At 72.4% G+C, this 21670-nt stretch carries 16 protein-coding genes; 10 read left to right on the forward strand and 6 right to left on the reverse strand.

Annotated elements, in window-relative coordinates; translation table 11 throughout:
- Window positions 1-3: 3 nt before the first annotated feature.
- From O7629_RS06930 to O7629_RS06960, 7 genes are all read left to right on the forward strand, one after another.
- Window positions 4-903 carry a carbohydrate ABC transporter permease gene (locus tag O7629_RS06930; RefSeq protein ID WP_278168206.1) on the forward strand — a complete coding sequence of 300 codons (900 nt, stop codon included), beginning with the start codon at window positions 4-6 and terminating at the stop codon, window positions 901-903.
- Window positions 900-2321 carry a GH1 family beta-glucosidase gene (locus tag O7629_RS06935; protein WP_278168207.1) on the forward strand — a complete coding sequence of 474 codons (1422 nt, stop codon included), beginning with the start codon at window positions 900-902 and terminating at the stop codon, window positions 2319-2321. The genes O7629_RS06930 and O7629_RS06935 overlap by 4 nt, the downstream gene beginning before the upstream one ends.
- An 84-nt stretch (window positions 2322-2405) precedes the next feature.
- Window positions 2406-3452, forward strand: coding sequence for a LacI family DNA-binding transcriptional regulator (locus O7629_RS06940; protein ID WP_123600762.1), 1047 nt, complete (start codon window positions 2406-2408; stop codon window positions 3450-3452).
- Window positions 3453-3678: 226 nt separating this feature from the next.
- Window positions 3679-4533, forward strand: coding sequence for an amino acid-binding protein (locus tag O7629_RS06945; protein ID WP_278168208.1), 855 nt, complete (start codon window positions 3679-3681; stop codon window positions 4531-4533).
- A 135-nt stretch (window positions 4534-4668) separates the two neighbouring features.
- On the forward strand, window positions 4669-5736 hold the full coding sequence (locus tag O7629_RS06950; protein ID WP_278168209.1) for a GNAT family N-acetyltransferase: 1068 nt from the start codon (window positions 4669-4671) through the stop codon (window positions 5734-5736).
- Between the two features lie 500 nt (window positions 5737-6236).
- Window positions 6237-8591, forward strand: a complete 2355-nt coding sequence (locus tag O7629_RS06955; protein WP_278174440.1) for a glycoside hydrolase family 9 protein — start codon at window positions 6237-6239, stop codon at window positions 8589-8591.
- 156 nt (window positions 8592-8747) lie between these two features.
- Complete coding sequence (locus tag O7629_RS06960; RefSeq protein ID WP_278168210.1) at window positions 8748-9932, forward strand: low temperature requirement protein A; 1185 nt, start codon at window positions 8748-8750, stop codon at window positions 9930-9932.
- Between the two features lie 96 nt (window positions 9933-10028).
- Here O7629_RS06960 and O7629_RS06965 read toward each other — a convergent pair whose 3' ends face one another.
- Together O7629_RS06965 and O7629_RS06970 are read right to left on the reverse strand one after the other, a co-directional pair.
- The gene (locus O7629_RS06965) at window positions 10029-10823 is read right to left on the reverse strand and encodes a lysozyme (RefSeq protein ID WP_278168211.1); all 795 of its coding nucleotides are present in this window, start codon (window positions 10821-10823) and stop codon (window positions 10029-10031) included.
- Between the two features lie 30 nt (window positions 10824-10853).
- Window positions 10854-11993: a S8 family peptidase gene (locus O7629_RS06970; RefSeq protein WP_347403719.1), complete on the reverse strand. Its 1140-nt coding sequence runs from the start codon at window positions 11991-11993 to the stop codon at window positions 10854-10856.
- Between the two features lie 306 nt (window positions 11994-12299).
- Between O7629_RS06970 and O7629_RS06975 the strand changes: the two genes are divergently transcribed.
- Window positions 12300-16499, forward strand: a complete 4200-nt coding sequence (locus tag O7629_RS06975; protein ID WP_278168213.1) for an AAA family ATPase — start codon at window positions 12300-12302, stop codon at window positions 16497-16499.
- Window positions 16500-16553: 54 nt separating this feature from the next.
- Here the strand turns inward: O7629_RS06975 and O7629_RS06980 are convergent, their stop codons facing one another.
- Complete coding sequence (locus tag O7629_RS06980) at window positions 16554-16754, reverse strand: hypothetical protein (RefSeq protein WP_278174441.1); 201 nt, start codon at window positions 16752-16754, stop codon at window positions 16554-16556.
- On the reverse strand, window positions 16751-17746 hold the full coding sequence (gene bioB, locus O7629_RS06985; RefSeq protein ID WP_278168214.1) for a biotin synthase BioB: 996 nt from the start codon (window positions 17744-17746) through the stop codon (window positions 16751-16753). The genes O7629_RS06980 and bioB overlap by 4 nt, the downstream gene beginning before the upstream one ends.
- Before the next feature lie 41 nt (window positions 17747-17787).
- On the opposite strand from bioB, the gene O7629_RS06990 reads away from it, so the two are divergent.
- Window positions 17788-18927 (forward strand): 8-amino-7-oxononanoate synthase, encoded by a 1140-nt coding sequence (locus tag O7629_RS06990; RefSeq protein ID WP_278168215.1) that lies wholly within the window; start codon window positions 17788-17790, stop codon window positions 18925-18927.
- Window positions 18915-19649, forward strand: a complete 735-nt coding sequence (bioD, locus tag O7629_RS06995; RefSeq protein ID WP_278168217.1) for a dethiobiotin synthase — start codon at window positions 18915-18917, stop codon at window positions 19647-19649. Before O7629_RS06990 ends, bioD begins: the two co-directional genes overlap by 13 nt.
- 25 nt (window positions 19650-19674) lie before the next feature.
- Here bioD and O7629_RS07000 read toward each other — a convergent pair whose 3' ends face one another.
- Both O7629_RS07000 and O7629_RS07005 read right to left on the reverse strand, forming a co-directional pair.
- Window positions 19675-20877 (reverse strand): cytochrome P450, encoded by a 1203-nt coding sequence (locus tag O7629_RS07000; protein ID WP_278168219.1) that lies wholly within the window; start codon window positions 20875-20877, stop codon window positions 19675-19677.
- Window positions 20878-20881: 4 nt separating this feature from the next.
- The gene (locus O7629_RS07005) at window positions 20882-21574 is read right to left on the reverse strand and encodes a 50S ribosomal protein L11 methyltransferase (protein ID WP_278168221.1); all 693 of its coding nucleotides are present in this window, start codon (window positions 21572-21574) and stop codon (window positions 20882-20884) included.
- Window positions 21575-21670: the final 96 nt, after the last annotated feature.

Genomic DNA, 21670 nt, shown 5'->3' on the forward strand with positions numbered 1-21670 from the left:
GCGATGACCACCGCAACCCTGCAACCCGTGGCCAACAAGCCCAAGCGCGGCAAGGGCCCGTCGTCGACCTCGGAGCGGCTGTTCAAGGCGAGCCCGTTGACCTGGTTCGGCCTGATCCTCGGCGTGCTCCTGTCGTTCTTCCCGTTCTACTGGATGATCGTCATCGCGTCGCGGACCAACGACGCCGCCAACGCCTGGCCGCCGCCGTTCCTGCCCGGCGGCAACCTCGGTGAGAACATCGGCCGAGTGCTGGCCAACCAGGACGCCAACATTCTCAAAGGGCTGATGAACTCGGTCCTGGTGTCCGGCACCATCACCGTGGCGACCGTCTTCTTCGGCTCGCTCGCCGGCTTTGCCTTCGCCAAACTGCGTTTCCGAGGCAAGAACGCGCTGCTGCTCATCGTGCTCGCCTCGATGATGATCCCGATCCAGCTCGGCGTGCTCCCGCTCTACATTCTGATGTCCGAGCTCGGCTGGCTGAACCGCATGCCGTCGGTGATCGTGCCGTTCCTGATCGGTGGCTTCGGGATCTTCATGATGCGGCAGTACGCCGAACAGGCGGTGCCCAACGAGTTGATCGAGGCAGCCCGGGTGGACGGCTGCTCCACCTGGCGGATCTTCTGGCACGTGGTCGTGCCGGCGCTGCGCCCGGCGGCGGCGGTGCTCGGTCTGCTGACCTTCATGGAGCAGTGGAACCAGTTCTTCTGGCCGTTCGTGGTCCTCGCCGACCCGACCAACCCGACGGTGCAGATCTCCCTGCGCAGCCTGAACTCGGCGTACTTCGCCGACAATTCCCAGATTTTCGCGGGAACGCTGATCGCGACGCTCCCGCTGTTCGTTGTTTTCATCCTCTTCGGCCGCCAGATCATCGGCGGCATCATGGAAGGCGCCGTCAAGTCGTGACCAAAGCAGCAACTCCGCAGACCGCCGAGTTCCGCGAAGGCTCCGGGCAGCTACTCTTCCCACCCGGGTTCCTCTGGGGTGCCGCCACCGCGGCGTACCAGATCGAGGGCGCAGCGAACATCGACGGCCGCAAGCCGTCCATCTGGGACACCTTCAGCCACACCCCGGGCAAGGTGCTCGGCGGGGACAGTGGGGACGTGGCCTGCGACCACTACCACCGTTACCGCGAGGACGTCGGGTTGATGGCCGAGCTCGGCCTCAAGTCGTACCGGTTCTCAGTGTCCTGGCCACGGGTGCAGCCCGACGGGTCCGGCGGGGCCAACCAGGCCGGGCTGGACTTCTACCGTCGGCTGGTCGACGAGCTGCTGGCCCAGGGCATCGAGCCGTGGCTGACCCTCTACCACTGGGATCTGCCGCAGCCGCTGGAGGACGCCGGCGGGTGGCCGGCCCGGGACACCGCGGCCCGGTTCGCCGACTACGCGGAGCTGGTGCACGGGGCGCTTGGTGACCGGGTGCGGTACTGGACCACGCTCAACGAGCCCTGGTGCTCGGCCTTCCTGGGTTACGGCTCGGGCGTGCACGCCCCCGGGATCACCGACGGCGCCGACTCGGTCCGGGCCGCCCATCACCTGATGCTCGGCCACGGTCTGGCGGTGCAGGCGATGCGTGCGGCCCGGCCGGACCACGACTTCGGCGTCACGCTCAACCTGTACGCGGTGTCGCCGGAGACGGACTCGGCGGTCGACGTCGACGCGGCCCGGCGCATCGACGGTCTGGCCAACCGGATCTTCCTGGACCCGATCCTGCTCGGGCGATACCCGCAGGACGTCGTGGCGGACCTACAGCCGGTGACCGATTTGGCCCACGTCCGTGAGGGTGACCTGGACGTCATCGCCACTCCGCTGAACGTGCTCGGCATCAACTACTACAGCCGGCACGTGGTCAGCGGCGCGCCGGCTCCGGACGCGGCCGACGAACCGTCCTGCTGGCCGGGTAGCGAGCGGATCCGATTTGTCACCCGCGGGCTCCCGGTGACCGACATGGGGTGGGAGGTCGACGCCCCCGGCCTGGTGGAGGTGCTGCGCCGGGTCAACGGCGAGTACCCCGAGGTGCCGATCTACATCACCGAGAACGGCTCGGCCTACGTCGACGACGTCGTCAACGACAAAGTCGATGATCCGGACAGGTTGGCCTATTTCGACGCTCACCTGCGCGCCTGTCACGAGGCGATCTCGCACGGAGTGCCGGTACGGGGCTACTTCGCATGGTCTTTGATGGATAATTTCGAATGGGCCTGGGGCTATTCGAAGCGCTTCGGCATGATCCACGTCGACTACGACACCCAGCTTCGGATCCCCAAGTCGAGCGCCAGGTGGTACGCCGATGTGATCCGACGTAACGGTCTGGCCGCACAATAGGCGTGGTCAGCCAGCAATAACGGGCCGCGCGGCGCCGGTTCCCTGCAACCGGCGCCGGCGGCCCAAGGGTCGGAGGAACAGACGATGACAACCCAGCGCACCCGGTCACTCGGGCGGCCCACCCTCGACGCGGTTGCCGCGCGTGCCGGGGTCGGCCGGGGCACGGTGTCCCGTGTCGTCAACGGGTCGCCACAGGTCAGCCCCGAGGCGCGGGCAGCGGTCCAGCAGGCGATCGCCGAGCTGGGGTACGTGCCGAACCGGGCAGCCCGGGCGCTGGTCACCCAACGGACCGACTCGGTCGCGTTGGTCGTCTCCGAATCGGAGGAGCGGGTCTTCGGCGAACCCTTCTTCGCCGGGATCGTCCGGGGCATCAGCTCCGGGCTGCTCGACACCCCGATGCAGCTCTGGCTGGCGATGGCCCAGTCACCCGCCGAACGGGAGCGGGTCGAGCACCATCTGACCAACCAGCACGTCGACGGCGTACTGCTGCTGTCGCTGCACGACGCGGATCCGCTGCCTACCCTGCTCGAACAGCGCGGTCTGCCCAGCGTCCTGGGCGGGCGGCCGGCCCGGATGCTGCATCCGGACGCGCGTCCGGCCTACTTCGTCGACGTCGACAACGCCGGGGGCGCCCGGTTGGCGGTCGAGTACCTGCTGGCCGGCGGCCGGCGGCGAGTCGCCACCATCGCCGGCCCGCAGGACATGGGGGTCGGCGTCGCCCGGTTGACCGGCTACCACGAGGCGATCCGGCACAGCGGCCCGCCGGGTGGCGAATCCCTGGTGGCGTACGGCGACTTCAGCGAGGGCAGCGGCACCGCTGCGATGCGCCAGCTGCTGGAGCGCCATCCCGATCTGGACGCGGTGTTCGTCGCGTCCGACCTGATGGCCTGCGGCGCCCTGCGGGCGTTGCGCGAGGCCGGCCGTCGGGTGCCCGACGACGTGGCCGTGGTCGGGTTCGAGGACGCCCCGATCGCCCGGCAGTCCGATCCGCCGTTGACCACCGTCTTCCAGCCGGTGGAGGAGATGGGCCGGCAGATGGCCCGGCTGCTGCTGTCCCGGATCCGGCACGATGAGCTGCAGGTCCCGTACGTCCTGCTGGAGACCCACATGGTCGCCCGCGACTCGGCCTGACCGTGCGTCGGCCTGACCGCGACTCGGCCTGACCGTGCGTCGGCCTGTCAGCGACTCCGCCTGACCGGGTGAAGATCATCCGAACGGGTGATGGTGCAGCATGTCCAACCCTGTTCTCCAGGGGTTTTCCTGCCGAGTCATGTCATCGCAACAGGGATGAAATGGTCATCGGGCAGGCTGGTTCTCGACCGGGGGAGGGGCCGGCCTGCGTTACGGGAGGACTGACATGTTGCTGAGGGTTCGCGTGACCCTGCCGGACCGGCCCGGTGCACTCGGCCAGGTGGCCCGCACACTCGGCGTCGCGGGCGCCGACATCGTCCAGGTGACCGTCCTGGAGCGGCTGGGCGGTCGGGCGGTGGACGACTTCACCGTGGTGTGGCCGGGTGCCGCCCGGGTCGACCGGCTGCTCGCCGGCCTCGCCGCGATTCCCGGCGTCCAGGTCGACGGCGTCTGGCGGGCGATCGGCACTCCGGTGACCGGAGGTCAGGACGCCGAACTGCTCGCCCAGGTCGCCGCCAACCCGGTTGACGGCCTGGCCACGCTGGTCGACGCGGTGCCGGGGCTGCTGGCAGCCGACTGGGCGGCCGCGGCCGTGGTGCCGGCCGACTGGGCGATCCGCAGCGCGTCCCGGCCGCCGGCCGGTGCCGCCACGGCGCAGTCCGCCGGGCTGGCCGGGCCGGCTCCGACGCCCGGCGCGGAGTCGCGGTTCGACGGTGGTCAACTGCCCGACGACGACTTCATGACCGGCCTGACCGTGCCGGTGGACGAGTCTCCTACGGGCGGCGAACCGGCCGTCGCCTACGCGAGTTGGCGCGCGCCGGTGCCGCTGCGGCTGCCTGAGGTCACACCACTGCGTGCCCGGCCGATGGACGGCCCGGACGGGGTGCGGTACGCCTCGGTGCCGTTCGGCCGGGCCGGCCTGGTGCTGATCGTGTCCCGGGTCGACGGGGACGGTCTGCCGGCAGCCGCGTTCCACGTCACCGAGGTGGACCGGATAGCGCAGCTGGTCCGGGCGGCGACGGTGATCCTGGGCGACCGGTTGGATCTGGTGACCGCCGATCCGGTCGCCGCCAGACGGTGAGACGCAGGTCGCAGACGGCACCGCGAGAAGTCACCGCCGGGCAACCTGAGGGAAACAGCGCGGCGGCAAGGTAGGAAGCGGGCGCAGTGCGGCGCTGACCAAGCGGGCACCGAGCACCTGGGGAGAGGAGCAGCCATGGCGCTGTGGCGGATCAGAGCGACGGTCGACGACCGGCCGGGCTACCTGGCCGTGCTGACCGCCAGCCTGGCCTTGCGCGCGGTCAACATCCTCGCCGTCCAGGTGCACACCACCGAGGCCGGGGCGGTCGACGACTTTCTCGTTGACGCGCCCGACTCGATGACCGAAAAGGATCTCGTCGCGGCAGTGGAGCGTGGCCGGGGCCGGGACGCCTGGGCCACTCGGGCCGAGGCCCGAGGGCTGGCCGACCAGCCCACCCGGGCGCTCGCCCTGGCCAACCGGCTGGTCCGCGATCCGGAGGCGCTCGGTGACGTGCTGCGTACCCTGCTCGGTGCCGGCTCGGTGACCTGGCGGCCGGCACCAGCTTCGCAGGTGGCTGCCCGGTCGACGGACACGATGCGGCTGCCGGATCCGGCCGGCGGCTGCTACGACGTCGTCCGGCGGGAGCCGAGCTTCACCCCTGCCGAGTTCGCCCGAGCGCAGGCCCTGGTCGAGTTGGCGGCGGCGGTCAACCGACGGACCGGCGATCAGGTGACGCTGATGATGCCGGACGGTGCCGAGTTGCTGCTGCGGCCGGCGGTCTCCGACGATCTCAACGCGCTGCACGCGATGGTGGTCCGGTGCTCGCCGGAGAGCCGCACGCCCGGTCTTCTCGGTCGACCGTCCGAGGTCATCGCCGCCCGGCTGCGGCGGATGCTGGAACAGCCCCGGGGGGTGCTGCTTGTCGCGGTCGACTCCAGCGCGGCGGCGGACCGGATCGTCGGTGCCGGGCAGTTGATCGTCGAGGGTGCCCTCGGCGAGGTCGGACTGCTGGTCGAGGACGGGTGGCGCCGACGTGGGGTCGGTACGGCGCTGCTGCGCAGGCTGGCCGGCCACGCCGGTCGGACCGGGCAGGCGGCGTTGGTGGCACACGTCGCCGCCGATGATCTCGGCATGCTGCGTACCCTGGCCCGGCTGCACCGGCCGGGTCCGGTCGAGCGCGACGGGGAAATGATGAGCGTCACGGTGCCGTTGGTCGATCGGCCGGTCGACATCTCGGCACCGACTCCCGCCACCACGACCTAGGCGGTTGCCCCGACGTCCCGGTCCTGGTGCGGGTCCGGTGCGTTGGACGCGAGGTCCCGGGTGGCACGGCGGGGTCTCCTCCTGTAGGACGGCAGGAGGAGACCCCGCCCCTTTGCCTGGCCGGTTGGTCGCGGTTACGGGCTTCCCAAAGCCGGTCCGAGGCGGTTAAATCATCGGTACGCGTGACGATCGTTCCCTGTCGATGGGAGCGCTCCCATTGCGTCGGTGCCGGCTGGCACCGTGACCCCTGTGAACCAACAGCCGAGAACCATCAACCGTCATCTACCGGCTGGCCCCGCACCCCACCGGCGGGCCGGCCGCTGACCGCCGCGACAGCGCGACCAGCATGAGGCGAGGGGCGGATGCGCCCACATCCGCCCCTCGGTGTCCTCCACGACGCGTTGCCGCGCGCGGCTCCACGGACAGGAGCGAGTGTAGTGCGCGCAGACAATCGGCCGGCCGGCCGGACCCGTTGGCGGCGCAGGCTGGCAGCCACCGGCATGGCCATCCTGCTTACCGCCGCAGCCGCGACAGCTGCGGTCCCGCGACCCGGTGCCGCTGCAGCGCCACCGTTCAACTACGGGGAGGCGCTGCAGAAGTCGCTGCTGTTCTACGAGGCGCAGCAGTCCGGCCCGCTGCCGCAGTGGAACCGGGTCTCGTGGCGGGCGGACTCGGCACTCGACGACGGGGCAGACGTCGGCCTCGACCTCACCGGCGGCTGGTACGACGCCGGGGACCATGTCAAGTTCGGATTCCCGATGGCCTTCACCACCACCATGCTGGCCTGGGGTGCGGTCGAATACCGGGCCGGCTACGCCAGCTCCGGGCAGCTGCCGCACCTGCTGAACAACCTGCGGTTCGTCAACGACTACTTCATCAAGGCGCATCCGTCGCCCAACGTGCTCTACGGCCAGGTCGGCAAGGGCGACGACGACCACAAGTGGTGGGGTCCGGCCGAGGTGATGCCGATGGCGCGTCCGGCGTACCGCATCGACGCGACCTGTGGTGGCTCGGACCTGGCGGCGGAGACGGCGGCCGCGATGGCCGCGTCGTCGATGGTCTTCCGGCCGACCGATCCGGCGTACGCCGACACCCTGGTCAGCCACGCCCGGCAGCTCTACACTTTCGCCGACACCGTGCGTAAGGCGTACCACGAGTGCATCACCGACGCGACCAGCTTCTACCGGTCATGGAGCGGATACCAGGACGAACTGGTCTGGGGCGCGATCTGGCTGCACCGGGCCACCGGCGAGGCGTCCTACCTGGCCAAGGCCGAAGCCGAGTACGACGACCTGGGCACCGAACCGCAGACCGACACCCGGGCCTACAAGTGGACCCTCGCCTGGGACAACAAGCAGTTCGGCGCGTACGTGCTGCTGGCCAACCTGACCGGCAAGCAGAAGTACATCGACGACGCCAACCGGTGGCTGGACTACTGGACCGTCGGCGTCAACGGCGAGAAGGTGCGCACCTCACCGGGCGGGATGGCGGTTCTCGACACCTGGGGCGCGCTGCGCTACGCCGCGAACACCGCCTTCGCCGCGCTCGTCTACAGCGACAACATCACCGACCCGACCCGCCGGACCCGCTACCACGACTTCGCCGTCCGGCAGATCGACTACGCGCTCGGCGACAATCCGCGCAACTCCAGCTACGTCATCGGGTTCGGGGCGAACCCGCCGCGCAACCCGCACCACCGCACCGCGCACGGTTCCTGGTGGGACAGCATGCAGGTGCCCGAGGAGACCCGGCACGTGCTGTACGGGGCGTTGGTCGGCGGCCCGTCAGCACCGGACGACGCCTACACCGACCGGCGCGACGACTACGTCATGAACGAGGTCGCCACCGACTACAACGCCGGCTTCACCTCCGCGCTGGTCCGGCTGCACCAGGAGTACGGCGGCACGCCGCTGCCGGACTTCCCGCAGCCGGAGACGCCGGACATCGACGAGATCTCCATCGAGACGACGATCATGCAGAACGAGACCCGGTCGACCGGGGTCAAGGTGATGATCTACAACAAGTCGGCCTTCCCCGCCCGGGCGTTGACCGGCGCGACGTTCCGGTACTACTTCGTCCGCGACGGTGCGGGTGCGCTGCAGGTGAGCAGCCCGTACAGCCAGGGGTGTCCGAAACCCACCGAGGCCCGGCAGCACTCGGGTGACCTGTGGTACGTCGAGGTCGACTGCTCCGGCCAGACCATCGCGCCGGCCGGTCAGTCGGCGCACCGGATGGAGGTGCAGTTGAAGATCGGGGTGGCCGAGGGCGGCACCTGGGACCCGGCGAACGATCCGTCCTACCAGGCGGCCGCCGGACCGAACCGGGCGGTCCCGCTCTACGAGTCCGGCACCCTGATCTGGGGACAGGAGCCGGATGGTCCGTCACCGTCGCCGACCCCCACGCCGTCGGTCTCACCGACCCCGTCGCCGTCACCGTCCGTCTCGCCCACCCCGTCACCGTCCGTCTCGCCGACCCCGACCCCGTCGCCCACCCCGACCGGGTCACCGTCGCCCACCCCGACCGGCGGCCCGCCGGTACTTGGCTGCCGCGTCGACTACACCACCAACGACTGGTCCACCGGGTTCACCGGATCGGTGACGATCACCAACACCGGTGCGTCGACGATCGACGGGTGGACGCTGCGGTTCGCGTTCCCGGGCAGCCAGCAGGTGACCCAGGGCTGGTCGGCCAGTTGGTCGCAGAGCGGCAACCAGGTCAGTGCCGGCAACGCGGCTTGGAACGGCAGGTTGGCGCCCGGTGCGAGCACCAGCATCGGCTTCAACGGCACCCACTCCGGCAGCAACCCCCGGCCGACCTCGTTCACGGTGAACGGCCTGGCCTGCACGGCCGGTTGACCTCGGCTGGTTGACCTGCGGTGACCGGCCCGGCCCTGGCCGGGCCGGTCACCGCGATCGGGCCGGTGACAGCCGACCGAGGCCGTACGATAAGACCGATATGTCGCCCAGTTTGTCTACCGGCGCAGACCGGTCGGCCCGTTACCCGGTGCGGTCGTGACGGCGGCCGGCGACCCGCGCGGCCTGCTCCGTGGCGAGCAGGCACCGCGGCGCGCCACCTTCCTGGAGCTGTACTTCGACCTGGCCTTCGTGGTCGCACTCGCCCTGCTGTCGGAGACCCTGGCCCGGCGGCTGAGTCCGTTGGGCGTCGTCGAGGCGGCGATCCTGCTGCTCGCCGTCTGGTGGGTATGGGTGGTGACCACCCTGGTCACCGATCTCTACAACCCGCAGAGTCGGTCCATCAGGGTGGTCACGGTCGCGATCATGTTCGGCGTGCTGCTGATGACGGCGGCGCTACCGGCAGCGTTCGAGGACCGTGCGGCCATTTTCGTCGGCGCGTACGTCGCCATCCACCTGGGCCGCGGCCTGTTTTTCTTCTTTGCGCTGCACGACCAGATGGCCCGGCAGCGCGCGGTGCGAATCTGGGCCTGGTTCGCCGTATCGGCGGTTCCCTGGCTGGCCGGCATCCTGGTCGACGAGACCACTCGGGTGGTGTTCTGGGGTCTCGCGCTGGCCATCGACTACACGGTCTTCGCGCTCGGCTATCCCGTTCCTCGCCGAGGGCGGATCCCAGCAGCCCAGTTCAACCCGACCGCCGAGCACATGGCGGAGCGGTACCACCAGTTCTTCATCATCGCCCTGGGCGACATCATCCTGGTGTCCGGGCTGGCGTCGAGCCGCAGCGAGGTCACCCCGGGCAGCGCCGCCGGGTTCGTCGTGGCCTTCGCCAGCGCGACCATCCTGTTCCGGATCTACGTGCACTGCGCTGGGGCACGGCTGACCGAGGCGATCGAGGCCGCCCGCGACCCGGGGCGGTTCACCCGTTCCGCGCCGTACACCCATCTGCTGATGATTGCCGGCGTGGTAGCGACCGCGACCAGCGCGAAGTTCATCATCGAACACCCGACCGACCCGGTCCCGGTCAACTGGCTGACCATCATGATCGGTGGACCGGTCATCTTCCTGCTGGGCCGCAGCAGGCTCGAGTACGAGGTCTTCGGCCGGGTCGCCTGGCCGCTGCTGGCGGGCGTGCTCCTGCTGGCGTTGACCGTACCGCCGCTGCTGGCGGGCCCGGCGTTGCTGGTCGCGATCTGCGCCAATCTGGTGCTGTTGGTGATCATCCTGTTCGACCTGGCGCTGCATGGCCGACGCAACCCGGTGCCGCCCGCTCCGCCGCTGTGACCACCGGATGCCGACAAACCGGCGACGGCTGCCGGGCCGGGCAGGTCGCTGGCCCCGGCCGGACCGCATGGTCCATGCCGGGGCCAGCGAGCAGGGTCAGCCGTTGTTGGCCAGCGCCACCAGCCGGGCGCGGGTGCCGTTCCAGTGGTTGCGGTCGACCGCGCCGGAGACGCCGGGGACGCTGCCGCTGGCCGTGTACTGCCAGAACGACCAGTACGGTGCGCCGGCCGGCAGGGTGCCAGGGCTGCTCGCCCACCTGGCCAGCCACAACGGGTGGTTGCTCCACGGTCCGGTCCAGTTGCCGGTGCAGCTGCTCCACCAACTGGTGGTGGTGTAGATGACGGCGTAGCGTCCGGTGCGCGACCGGTAGGTGTTCAGGAAGCTGCTGATCCAGTTCCGCATCGCCGACTGGCTCAGCCCGTAGCACATCGCGCCGTACGGGTTGTGCTCGATGTCCAGCGCGGCCGGCAGGGTCCGGCTGTCCGCCGACCAGGCGCCGCCGTTGCTGGCCAGGTAGTTGGCCTGGACCGAGCCGGAGGACCGGTCCGGCAGCGCGAAGTGGTACGCACCCCGGATCACCCCGGCGTTGTACGCGGCGACGTAGTTGGTGTTGAACCGGGGATCCTTGTAGCTGGTGCCCTCGGTGGCCTTGATGTAGGCGAACTCGATGCCGCTGTTGCGCACGCTGGTCCAGTTGATCGAGCCCTGCCAGTGCGAGACGTCGATGCCCGGGGTGGTCGCCGCCTGCGCCGGTGCCGCGGTGCCGGCGACGAGCGCGGCGGTGGTCAGGATCAGCGTCAGGCCGGTGGCCAGCAGCCGGCGGGGGGTGCCGCGGCGGCCGGTGGCGTTGCCGGTACGGGTGGGCGGATGCGAGCTGACGGTCGTTGCCATCGTTGAACTCCTCGGCGGTCGGGCCGGCGGTCAGCCGGCGCAGTAGACGAGACGGTTCGGGCTGCCCGCCCCGGGGTTGGTGACGACGCCGGTGGTGGCGTTGCGGATCAGGTAGTTACCGACCTGCGCCGCACTCCACGACGGGTTTCTGGCGGCGACCAGCGCCGCACAGCCGGTGACGTGGGCGGTCGCCATCGAGCTGCCGCTGAGCACCCGGACCGCGGAGTTGTCGGTGTGCCAGGTCGAGGTGATGCTCATCCCGGGCGCGAACAGGTCCAGGCAGGGGCCGTAGCTCGCCGAACTCATCCTGGCGTCGGTGATCGTCGTGCCGGCGACGGTCAGTGCCTCCGGCACCCGGGCCGGTGAGGTGTTGCAGGCACTGGTGTTGGAGCCGCCGGCGGCCACCGCGTAGGTGACGCCGGACCGGATCGAGTTGACGACTGCGGCGTCCAGCGTGGTGCTGGCACCGCCGCCGATCGACATGTTGGCGACGGCGGGCTTGATCGCGTTGGCGGTCACCCAGTCGATTCCGGCGATCACCCCGGAGATCGACCCCGAGCCGCTGCAGCTGAGTACCCGTACCGGCACCAGTTGGACCGCCTTCGCGACGCCGTACGCCCTGCCGCCGATCGTTCCCGCGACGTGCGTGCCGTGGCCGTTGCAGTCGTCGGCCGGGCCACCGTCGATCACGTCGAAACCGGTGCTGACCCGACCGGAGAAGTCGCTGTGCGTCCGGTGGATCCCGGTGTCGATGACGTAGGCGTGCACGTTGGGCGCGGTGGTGGGGTAGGCGTAGCGGTTGTCCAGCGGCAGGTTGCGCTGGTCGATCCGGTCCAGTCCCCAGGACGGCGGATTCAGCTGTACGCCGGCGGCCAACGGCGTGACGGTGTGGTCCTGCTCGACGTAGGCGACGGCCGGGTGGGCGGCCAGCCGGCGGGCGGCGGTGGCGCTCATCCGGGCGGTGAAGCCCTCGATGGCGGTGTCGAACACGTGCTGCACGGTGGCGCCGTACCGGTCGGCGAGCCGCCGGGTCGTCGGCGCGGTGGCCGCGTCGTCGTCCAGCACCACGATGTAGCTGTCCGGGATGGCGGTGGTGCCACCGGCCCGGCGGATCTCGCCGAGTGGTCCGGCGGCCTGGGCCGCTGCCGGCCAACTGACCAGCGCCAGCAGCGCGGTCAGCCCGGCGGTGAGAGTTTTCCGGGTTGCGGAAATGGTCACAGGACGTCCCCTTCGACAGGTCTGGCCCGCCCCACCCGCGTCGACGTCGGGTGGGCCGAGCTTCACCCCCTACTCTCTTGCTAGGAGTAGCCGTCTAGATACCCATCATCATGGATATCTAGTTGACGTTATGGTGCCGTCCGGGTGCGTGGCGCGGCGGGCGATGGTCGGCGGCTGCCACGCTGCGGCGCGTCTTCGCCGCCCGCCGGTCCGGCTGCTGTTCACTGTGTAGCGACGCATCGGGCGAGGAGGACGGGCATGGCCGATCAGGACGGCGCCGCTGCGGACGATGCCGCCGGCTCCGACGGTGCCGGCTCCGACGGTGCCGGACGGGCCGGCGACGCCACGGCACGGGCCCGACGCGGCGTACGTGACTGGGTCCGCGCCGCCGCACGGCGTTCCGGGGCACGACTGAGCGACGCCACCCCGTACGGCATCCTCGCCTTCCTCACCGCCTCGGCGCTGGCGCCGATCGCCGCCGGGATCGGCTCCGGCGGGCTGCTCGCCGCAGCCGTCGAACAACTCGGCCAGATCGGCGGCGGCTACCTGTCCGAGGCGCTGATCGACACCGCCGACCGGATGCGCGGCCGGCGGGCCACCGAGGCACAGTGGCGCGACGCGCTGGCCGAGGAACTCCTGGCCCGACTCGCCGACGAAGGGGAACAGTCCCAGGCGATCCGCGCCGAACTCGGTGAGCTGCTGCGGGGCATCGACGCGGTCGAGGTGGCGCTGGCCGCCGCGGCCGAGACCGACGCGCAGCTACGTGACGACCTCGCCGCCACGTTCCAGGCCCTCGGCCACGACGTCGGCGCGCTGCGGTGGATGCTGACCGACGTCCACCGCGTGCTCGGCGAGGTCCGCCGCGAACTGGCGAAACGCAGCCATGAGCAGCGCGTCGAGATGGATCGGGTACGCCGGCAACTGCTCACCATCACCCAGCTGAGCAGCCGGGTGCAGGTAGCCGCCGAACCGCAGGTCGCACCGGACCGGCCAGACCCCGTACCGGCCGGCGACGACCCGGTGTGCCCGTTCCCCGGGCTGGCCGCCTTCGAGCCGGAGGACGCTCCCTGGTTCCACGGCCGGCAGGAGCAGATCGCGCAGGTGCTCAGCCGCCTCGCCGAGCAGGCGATGGGCGGTCCACCGCTGATCGTCACCGGGGTGTCCGGGGTCGGCAAGTCGTCGGTACTGCGCGCCGGGGTGCTGCCGACGATCGCCGCCGGTGCGCTCGGCCCGGCGGACCGGTGGCCGTGGCTGCTGATGACCCCGGGCACCCGGCCGCTGGACGAGCTCGTCGACCGTACGCTCGTCGCCGCCGGCGCGGACGCCGCGGACCTGCCTGCGGCGCGGGTGCACGCGGCCCCGGAGCTGTTCGGTGCGCTCGCTGCCCGAGCCGCGCCCGCCGACGGTCGGCTGGTGATCGTGGTGGACCAGTTCGAGGAGCTGTTCACCGAGTGCACCGATCCGGCCCACCGGCTGGCCTTCGTGACCGCGTTGGCCGCCGCCGCGCCGGCCGTCGTGGTGATCGCGGTCCGCGCCGACTTCTACGCCGACTGCGCCGAACTGCCGCCGCTGGCGCATGCGCTGGCCGCCGGGCATCTGGTCCTCGGTCGGATGGACGCCGACCAGCTGCGTCGCGCGGTGACCGAGCCGGCGGCGCGGGCCGGTCTGGAGATCGAACCCGGGCTGGTCGAGTTGCTGCTCGCCGACCTGAACGCGACGGCACCGGCCGGCTACGACCCGGGGGCGCTGCCGCTGCTCGGTCACGCCCTGCGGGCGACCTGGCAGCGGCGCGACGGGTGGCGGCTGACCGTGGCCGGCTACCGGGCCACCGGCGGGATCCGCCGCGCCGTCGCCGAGTCGGCCGAGCGGATCCACCTCGACCTGGACCCGGCGGGCCGGGTGGCGCTGCGGACCGCGATGCTGCGCCTGGTCACCGTCACCGACACCGGGGCGGTGGCCCGTCGCCGGGGCGCCAGCCGGCTGTTCGACGCCGACCTGCTGGCCCGGCTGGTACGGGCCCGGCTGGTCACCGTCGCCGCCGACACCGTCGAGATCAGCCACGAGGCGCTGCTGACCAACTGGCCGCGCCTGGACAGCTGGCTCGCCGAGGCACGGGACGAACTGATCCGGCGGCAGCGGCTGACCGTCGCCGCCGAGGACTGGCGGACCGCCGGCCGCGACCCCGACCTGCTGTTGCGCGGCACCCGGCTGGCGCTGGTGCGTGACCAGGTCGACCGCAACGACCTGTCCGCGACGGAGGTGGACTTCCTGTCCGCGAGCGTGGCCGCCGCCGAGGCCGCCGAACTGGCCCGGCTGCGCGGCGTACGGCGGCTGCGCCGGCTGACCGTGGGCCTCGCGGCGGCGCTGCTGCTCGCCGTCGCCGGCGGGCTGGTCGCGCTGAACCAGCAGGCGGCCGCCGAGGACCAACGCCGGCAGGCGATTTCCCGACAGCTGGCCGCCGAGTCGCAGATCGCCGCGGCCGCCGACGACGACCTGCTCGCCGTCGGCAGGGCGCTGGACGCCTGGGACCAGGCGCCTACCGTCGAGGCGTACGGTGCCCTGCTGTCGGCGCAGACGGCGGGGACGATCGGGCCGCTGGGCACCGCGCCCGGCGGGCTGTCCACCGCCGTCAGCCCGGACGGCACGGCGGTGGCGGTGGGACACCAGGACGGTCTGGTCCGGCTCTGGGACGTCGCCACCCTGCGCCAGCGCGACGTCGAGCTGCGGCACGCCACCGACGCCGGCGTGGTGGCGCTGGCCTTCTCCCCGGACGGCCGCTTCCTCGCCTCCGGCTCGTTCAGCCGCGACGGTGTCCGGATCTGGGACGTGTCGACCGGTCAGCTGCGGCACACCCTGCCGGCGGTCGGCGCGCTCGGCTGGCTGCCCACCGGTGCCACGGTCGTCGCCGGTCGACTCGGCACCGACCTGTCGCCCGAGTTGCAGGTCGGCGGCTGGTCGGCGGCGACCGGCGAACTGCAGTGGTCGCTGCCGACCGGGATGCTCGGCTACGACCTGACCGTCAACGCCGACGGTACGCTGCTGGCCGTCGCCAACCCCACCGATGGTGACGTCCAGGTCTGGCAGTTGACCGACCAGACCCTGCTCCGCAGCCTGCCCGCCGCCCAACAGGTGGCCTTCGGCCCGGACGACGTGCTGGTGACCAGCGGACCCGACGGGGCGTTGCACAGCTGGTCGGTGTCGTCCGGCGAGCGCACCGCCCTGCCGGTCGGGCCGTTTCGCGCCGCGGTGTCGCTCGCCGTCACCCCGGACGGCTCGCTGCTGACCACCGGCGGGTGGCGTACCGGTCGGATCGACAGTTGGGCGTTGACCACCGGGGTGGTCTCCTCGGCCTTCACCGGCTACGTCGGCCGGGTCGTCGCCGACGTGGCGGTGGCCGCCGACGGCCGGACCGTGGCCGTCACCGGACCGGACGCCCCGACCGTGCTGTTCCGGCGCACCGGCGTGCTGCTGCGGCATCCGCAGTCGGTCCAGTTCGTCGCGGTCGACCCGGCGGCGGAGCGGGTCGTCACCGCCGCCGGCGACGACGTGGTGCGGATCTGGGATCTGGGCACCCGCGCCGTGCGGGCGACCGTCCGCGCGTCGGACACTGTCACCGGGGTCGCGGTCGCCGGTGACGGCACGTTCGCGGTCAGCACCACCAGCAGCGGCGTGCTGCGCTACACCGTCGCCGGTGAACTGGTCGGGCACGACACCGCCGCCGGGCGGGACGGCTGGACGACCAGACATCCGGCGTACTCGCCGGACGGACGGCTGCTCGCCGTCGCCGTGCTCGACCCGGCCGGCGAGGACGGCGGGGTGCTGGTCTGGCGGCTCGACCGGGACGCCGAACCGACCTTCCTGCCGACCGGTGGCGCGGTGAGCGCGCTGGGATTCGGCACCGACGGGACCACGCTGTTGGCGACCGCCAACCACGGTGTGGTGAGCGGCGACGAGACGGTGACGCGGGCCGAGTTGAGATCCTGGCACACCGCCGACCTGTCCGGCATGGACCGAGCGGTCATCGCGGACCTTCAGCTGACCGACCTCGCGGTCAGCCCGGACGGACACCTGGTCGCGGTGGCCCGCAGCAACGGTCAGGTCGAGCTGCGCACCGTCGCCGGACTGGACCTGGTCGGCACAGTGGACACACCCACCACCAGGCTGTCCGCGGTGGCCTTCAGCCCGGACGGCGAACGGCTGGTCACCACCGCCGTCAGCGACGACCTGGCCCGGGTGTGGCAAATCGACAGCGGCGAGCTGACGGCGGTGCTCGTCGGACACGTCGACAACGTCAACGCGATCACGTTCACCCGTGACGGGCTGCTGGTCAGCGGTTCGACCGACACCTCGGCCCAGGTGTGGGACCTCGACCCGGACCGGGTCGTGGCCCGGCTCTGCGAGGTGGCGACGCCAGCCGCCCGCGCGGTCGGCGACGAGCCGCCGCGTCGGTGCCGCTGACGGCACGGCCAGGCCGCCGCCGGTCAGGCCGGCCGGGTGGCACAGCCGGGCCGGTCAGCTCGGCCGGACCTCGCCGTGCTCGACGCACCGCGCCGACCAACCGGCCGGCAGCACCTGCACCTTCATCCGCCGTCGGCACCTGGTACAGAAGCGGGGCGGCTCCCAGGCCCGCGCCGCCGCGCAGCCGTCGTGGTTGCCGGCGCTGATCCCGGCACCGCACCGGTCGCACCAGATCGCCTCCACGCCGACCCTCAGATCGTCGCCGACAGCGCCTTGACCGGCATCTTCAGGTCGTCCAGCAGCGCCAGGTCCTCCGTCGCCGGGCGCCCCAGAGTGGTCAGATAGTTGCCGACGATCACCGCGTTGATGCCGCCGAGCAGCCCGTCCCGGGTGCCCAGGTCACCGAGAGTGATCTCTCGGCCGCCGGCGTACCGCAGAATTGTTCGTGGCATAGCCAGCCGGAAGCCGGCGATGGCGCGCAACGCGTCCCGGGCCTCGACCACCGGACGGTCGCCCAGCGGCGTGCCGGGCCGCGGGTTGAGGAAGTTCAGCGGCACCTCGTGCGGGTCGAGAGCGGCCAGCTGCGCGGCGAACTCGGCCCGCTGCTCGATCGTCTCACCCAGCCCGAGGATGCCGCCGCAGCACACCTCCATGCCGGAGTCGCGCACCATCCGCAGCGTCTCCCACCGCTCCTCGAAGCTGTGCGTGGTCACCACGTTCGGGAAGTAGGAGCGGCACGTCTCCAGGTTGTGGTTGTACCGGTGCACCCCCATGTCGACCAGTTCGTCGACCTGCTCCTGGGTCAGCATCCCGAGCGACGCCGCGACCTGGATGTCCACCTCGGCCCGGATCGCGGCGACACCCTCGCGCAGCTGCCGCATCAGCCGGGCGTCCGGCCCTCGCACCGCCGCCACGATGCAGAACTCGGTGGCTCCGGTCGCCGCTGTCTGCTTCGCCGCCTCGACCAGCGACGGGATGTCCAGCCACACCGCCCGCACCGGTGAGGCGAACAGGCCGGACTGGGAGCAGAAGTGGCAGTCCTCCGGACAGCCGCCGGTCTTGAGCGAGACGATCCCCTCCACCTCGACCTCCGGCCCGCACCAGCGCATCCGCACCTCGTGGGCGAGTTGCAGCGCGGCCGGGACCTGCTCGTCGGGCAGCCGTAGCACAGCGAGGACCCCGGCCTCGTCCAGGCCGACGCCACGCTCCAGGACTTGGGCGCGGGCTAGGTCGAGGATGTCGGACATGGTCGTACCCTACAAGGCGGCGCGAACGACGAGGGGGACCCGTGGCGGACTGGTTGGACGGCCTGCGGCGGCGGGCCGAGCTGCGGGCCAAGGCCGGGCTGGCCCGCGAGCTGCGCCCCCGTACCGCCGACGACCCGCTGACCGACCTGGCCGGCAACGACTACCTCGGGCTGGCCGGCCGCGCCGAGGTGGTCGCGGCGGCGGCAGACGCCCTGCACCGGTACGGCCTCGGCGCGACCGGCTCGCGGCTGGTCCGTGGCTCCACCGACGCGCACGCCGCGCTGGAGACCGACCTGGCCGACTGGCTCGGCGCCGACCGGGCGCTGGTCTTCTCCTCCGGCTACCTGGCCAACCTCGGCGCGGTCCGGGCGCTGGTCCGGCCCCGTACCCTGCTGGTCTGCGACGCGCACAACCACGCCTCGCTGATCGACGGCGGCCGGCTCGCCAGCGCGCAGACCGAGGTCGTCGCGCACGCCGACCCGGCTGTCGTGGACGCGGTGCTGACCGCCCACCCCGGGCGGCCCGCGGTGGTCGTCACCGAGTCGGTCTTCTCCGTCGACGGCGACCTGGCGCCGCTGGCCGCGCTGCACGCGGTCGTCCGCCGGCACGGTGCGCTGCTGCTGGTCGACGACGCGCACGCGCTCGGTGTCATCGGGCCGGCCGGTGCCGGCGGCGTCGCCGCCGCCGGGCTCGCCGGCCAACCCGACGTGGTGGTCACCGCCACCCTGTCCAAGGCGCTCGGCGGTGCCGGGGGCGTGCTGGCCGGGCCGCAGCCGCTGATCCGGCATGTGGTCGACACCGGGCGTACGTTCATCTTCGACACCGCGCTCGCCCCGGCGGTCGCCGCCGGGACGCACGCCGCGCTGACGCTGGCCCGTGACGGGGCGCGGCTGCGGGTCGAACTGGCCGACCGGGTCGCCGCCGCCGTGGGCCGGTTCACCGGGGCCGGTCTCGACGTCGGCGGGCCACCGGCCGGCGGGGTGGTGTCGATCGGCGCGCCCGGGCCGGAGACCGCGCTCGCCTGGGCGCGGGACTGCCGCGACCGGGGGGTCGCGGTCGGCTGCTTCCGACCACCGTCTACCCCCGACCAGCGGGCCCGGCTGCGGATCACGGTCAACGTCGGGATTCCCCGGGCCGACTTCGACCGGGCGCTCGACGTGATCGTGGAGTGCGCGCCGTGACCGGCTGGCACGGTGCGGTGGTCGTCACCGGCACCGACACCGGCGTCGGCAAGACCGTGGTGACCGCGGCGATCGCCGCCGCCGCTCAGGCCGCCGGCCTGCGGGTGGCGATGGTCAAGCCAGGTCAGACCGGCACGGTGACCGGCGAGCCGTCGGACGCCGACGTGGTGACCCGGCTGGCCGACCCGGCCACCGTACGCACCATCGCCAGCTATCCCGAGCCGCTGGCCCCGCTGGCCGCCGCCCGGGTCGCCGCGGCCGAGCCGCTGGAGCTGTACGCGGCCGTCGACGCGGTACGTGAGGAGGCCGACAAGCACGATCTGGTACTGGTCGAAGGGGCCGGCGGGCTGCTGGTGCCGATGGGGCTGCGACCGTCCGGCGAGCCGTGGACCATCGCCGACCTGGCGGTGTCGCTCGGCGCGCCGGCGGTGGTGGTGTCCCGGGCCGGGCTGGGCACCCTCAACCACACCGCGTTGACCCTGGAGGCGCTGGACCGGCGGGCGGTCCCCGCCGGCGTGGTGCTCGGCGCCTGGCCGGCCGAGCCCGAACTGGTGCACTGGGCGAACCTGAGCGAACTGGTCCCGACCATGGTCGGCGCGGTGCCCGATGGCGCCGGCACCCTCGAACCGGGGGTGTTCCGCCGCTCCGCGCCCGGCTGGCTGACCCCGGCGCTGTACGGCGTACTGGACGACTGGCGGGCGTGGGCGGACGAGACCAGTTGACCACCGTGCCTCGCGCGGGTCAGCGTCAGCCCGCCGGGGCGGTGTCCGGCGGCGGCCGGGTGTCCGGCGGCGGCCGCCGGATCACCAGCGCGTCCGGCATCCGGAACGACAGGTTGTCCGGTGACCACGGCGCCCGGACCACCTCGGCGCCGGTGAGCAGCGGCACCGCCTGGCCGACCACCACCGCCGTCTCCATCCTGGCCAGCTGCGCCCCCACACAGCGGTGCGCCCCGGCACCGAAGGCCAGATGCCGGCGGGAACCCGGCTGACCGGGGACGAACTGGTCGGTCCGCGCCACCACGGCCGGATCCCGGCCGGCCGCGGCCAGCCAGAGCACGATGCTCGACCCGGCGGGCACCGGCACGCCGGCCACCGTCGTGTCGAGCGCCGCCCGCCGCCGCCAGGTGACGATCGGCGGCACCAGGCGCAGCCCCTCCTCGACCACGTCGTCGACGTCGATCGAGCCGTCGGCGAGCCCGGCGAGCACCGCCGGCTCACCGGCCAGCCGGTGCAGCAGCAGCGTCAGAAACTGCGAGGTGGTCTCCTGCCCGGCGACCAGCAGGAAGAACAGCGCCCCGACCACCGAGTCGGCCGGCTGCCCGGCGTCGCGCAGCGACTTCGCCAGCCCGCCGCCGGTCGCCGCGAAGTCCCGCAGCACGGTGTGGAACCGGCCCACCGTGTGGGCCAGCTCGTGCTGTCGGTCGGCGTCGACCGGAGCCCAGAACAGCTCCAGTGCGGCGCGGGCGAACCGCTTCACCGTGTCGGTCGCGGCCGGCGGCAACTGCACCAGCCGGGCCAGCACCAGCAGCGGCAGGTCGGCGGCCAGCCCGGCGTACAGGTCGACCCGGCCGCCGGCGGCCAGCGTCGCCGCCAGCCCGGCCACCCGTTCGCGGACCAGCCCGGCCAGCCAGTCCCGTTGGGCGGCGACCCGGGTCGGGTGCAGCGCCTCGGCGACCACCGCCCGGATCGCCGGATGGCTCGCGGTGCCGTTGTTCGCCAGCGTCGGCGGCAGCCGGAAACCGTACGAGGCCAGCACCCGCAGCGCGGTGACCGGCACCGGGGTGACCGCGTCCAGGGCGTTGTCCGGCCGGAAGGTCGCCGGATCGGCGAGCACCTGACGGACCAGGGCGTGTCGGGTCACCAGCAGGTGCGGGGCACCGGTGTGGTCGGCGACCCGGACCACCGGCGGCCACTGGTCGTCGACCGTCTCCCAGTTGCGGAACAGCACCCGGTCACGCTAGCGCCCGCGCCGGGCGGCGGACCGGCGGGCGCAGCTGCCAGACCCGGGTACGCCGGACCCGGACGCTCTCCAGCGCCGGCGGCACCGGCACCTGGTAGTCGGCCAGCTCGGTGAACCGCTCCCGGGGCAGGTACGCCCGGTCCGGGTCACCGACCAGCACCCGGGCTCCGTCGGCGGCGGCGCCCAGCAGGAAGCGCAGCATCCGCGCGGCCATCGCCTCGCTGTAGAACACGTCACCGGCCAGCACCACCTGCGCGTCGCCGTGATCGCCGTCGAGCAGATCGGCGACGGTGACGTCCAGCCGTACCCGGTTGGCGGCGGCGTTGAGGCTGGCGGCGGCGCCGGCCACCGGGTCCACGTCGACCGCGCGTACCGTCGCCGCCGCTGCCCTGGCCGCCGCGATGGCGACCAACCCGGATCCGCTGGCCAGATCCAGCACCCGCAGGCCGGTGACGGTCTGCGGATGGTCCAGCAGGAACCGGGCCAACGCCTGACCGCCGGCCCAGGGGAACGCCCAGAACGGCGGTGGTTGTTCGCTGCGGAACTCGCCCTCGGTCAGCTCCCACAGGCCGATCGGCTCGGCCGCCTGGTAGAGCCGCAGCTCCGGCACGTGGGTCACCGGGGCGAGCCGGGCGTGGGCACGGACGAAGGTCGACAGCTCGGCGCTGGACAGATCAGTGGTCACCATCCGGATTGTGCCCGGTCGGTCCGGCGAGCGCCGGTCGCGGCCAGCGGTTACCGGTTCACCACAGGTGGTGAATTAACCCGTTTCAGTTCGCAC

It is taken from the genome of Solwaraspora sp. WMMD792, assembly GCF_029626105.1.
Taxonomy (GTDB): domain Bacteria; phylum Actinomycetota; class Actinomycetes; order Mycobacteriales; family Micromonosporaceae; genus Micromonospora_E.

What these genes read in the sequence shown, in the direction of transcription:
- O7629_RS06940 (WP_123600762.1), top strand. Translation starts at nt 2,406, where the DNA reads ATGACAACCCAGCGCACCCGGTCACTCGGGCGGCCCACCCTCGACGCG.
- O7629_RS06930 (WP_278168206.1), top strand. Translation starts at nt 4, where the DNA reads ATGACCACCGCAACCCTGCAACCCGTGGCCAACAAGCCCAAGCGCGGC.
- O7629_RS06945 (WP_278168208.1), top strand. Translation starts at nt 3,679, where the DNA reads ATGTTGCTGAGGGTTCGCGTGACCCTGCCGGACCGGCCCGGTGCACTC.
- O7629_RS06955 (WP_278174440.1), top strand. Translation starts at nt 6,237, where the DNA reads ATGGCCATCCTGCTTACCGCCGCAGCCGCGACAGCTGCGGTCCCGCGA.
- bioB (WP_278168214.1), bottom strand. Translation starts at nt 17,746, where the DNA reads ATGTCCGACATCCTCGACCTAGCCCGCGCCCAAGTCCTGGAGCGTGGC.
- O7629_RS06965 (WP_278168211.1), bottom strand. Translation starts at nt 10,823, where the DNA reads ATGGCAACGACCGTCAGCTCGCATCCGCCCACCCGTACCGGCAACGCC.
- O7629_RS06975 (WP_278168213.1), top strand. Translation starts at nt 12,300, where the DNA reads ATGGCCGATCAGGACGGCGCCGCTGCGGACGATGCCGCCGGCTCCGAC.
- O7629_RS06950 (WP_278168209.1), top strand. Translation starts at nt 4,669, where the DNA reads ATGGCGCTGTGGCGGATCAGAGCGACGGTCGACGACCGGCCGGGCTAC.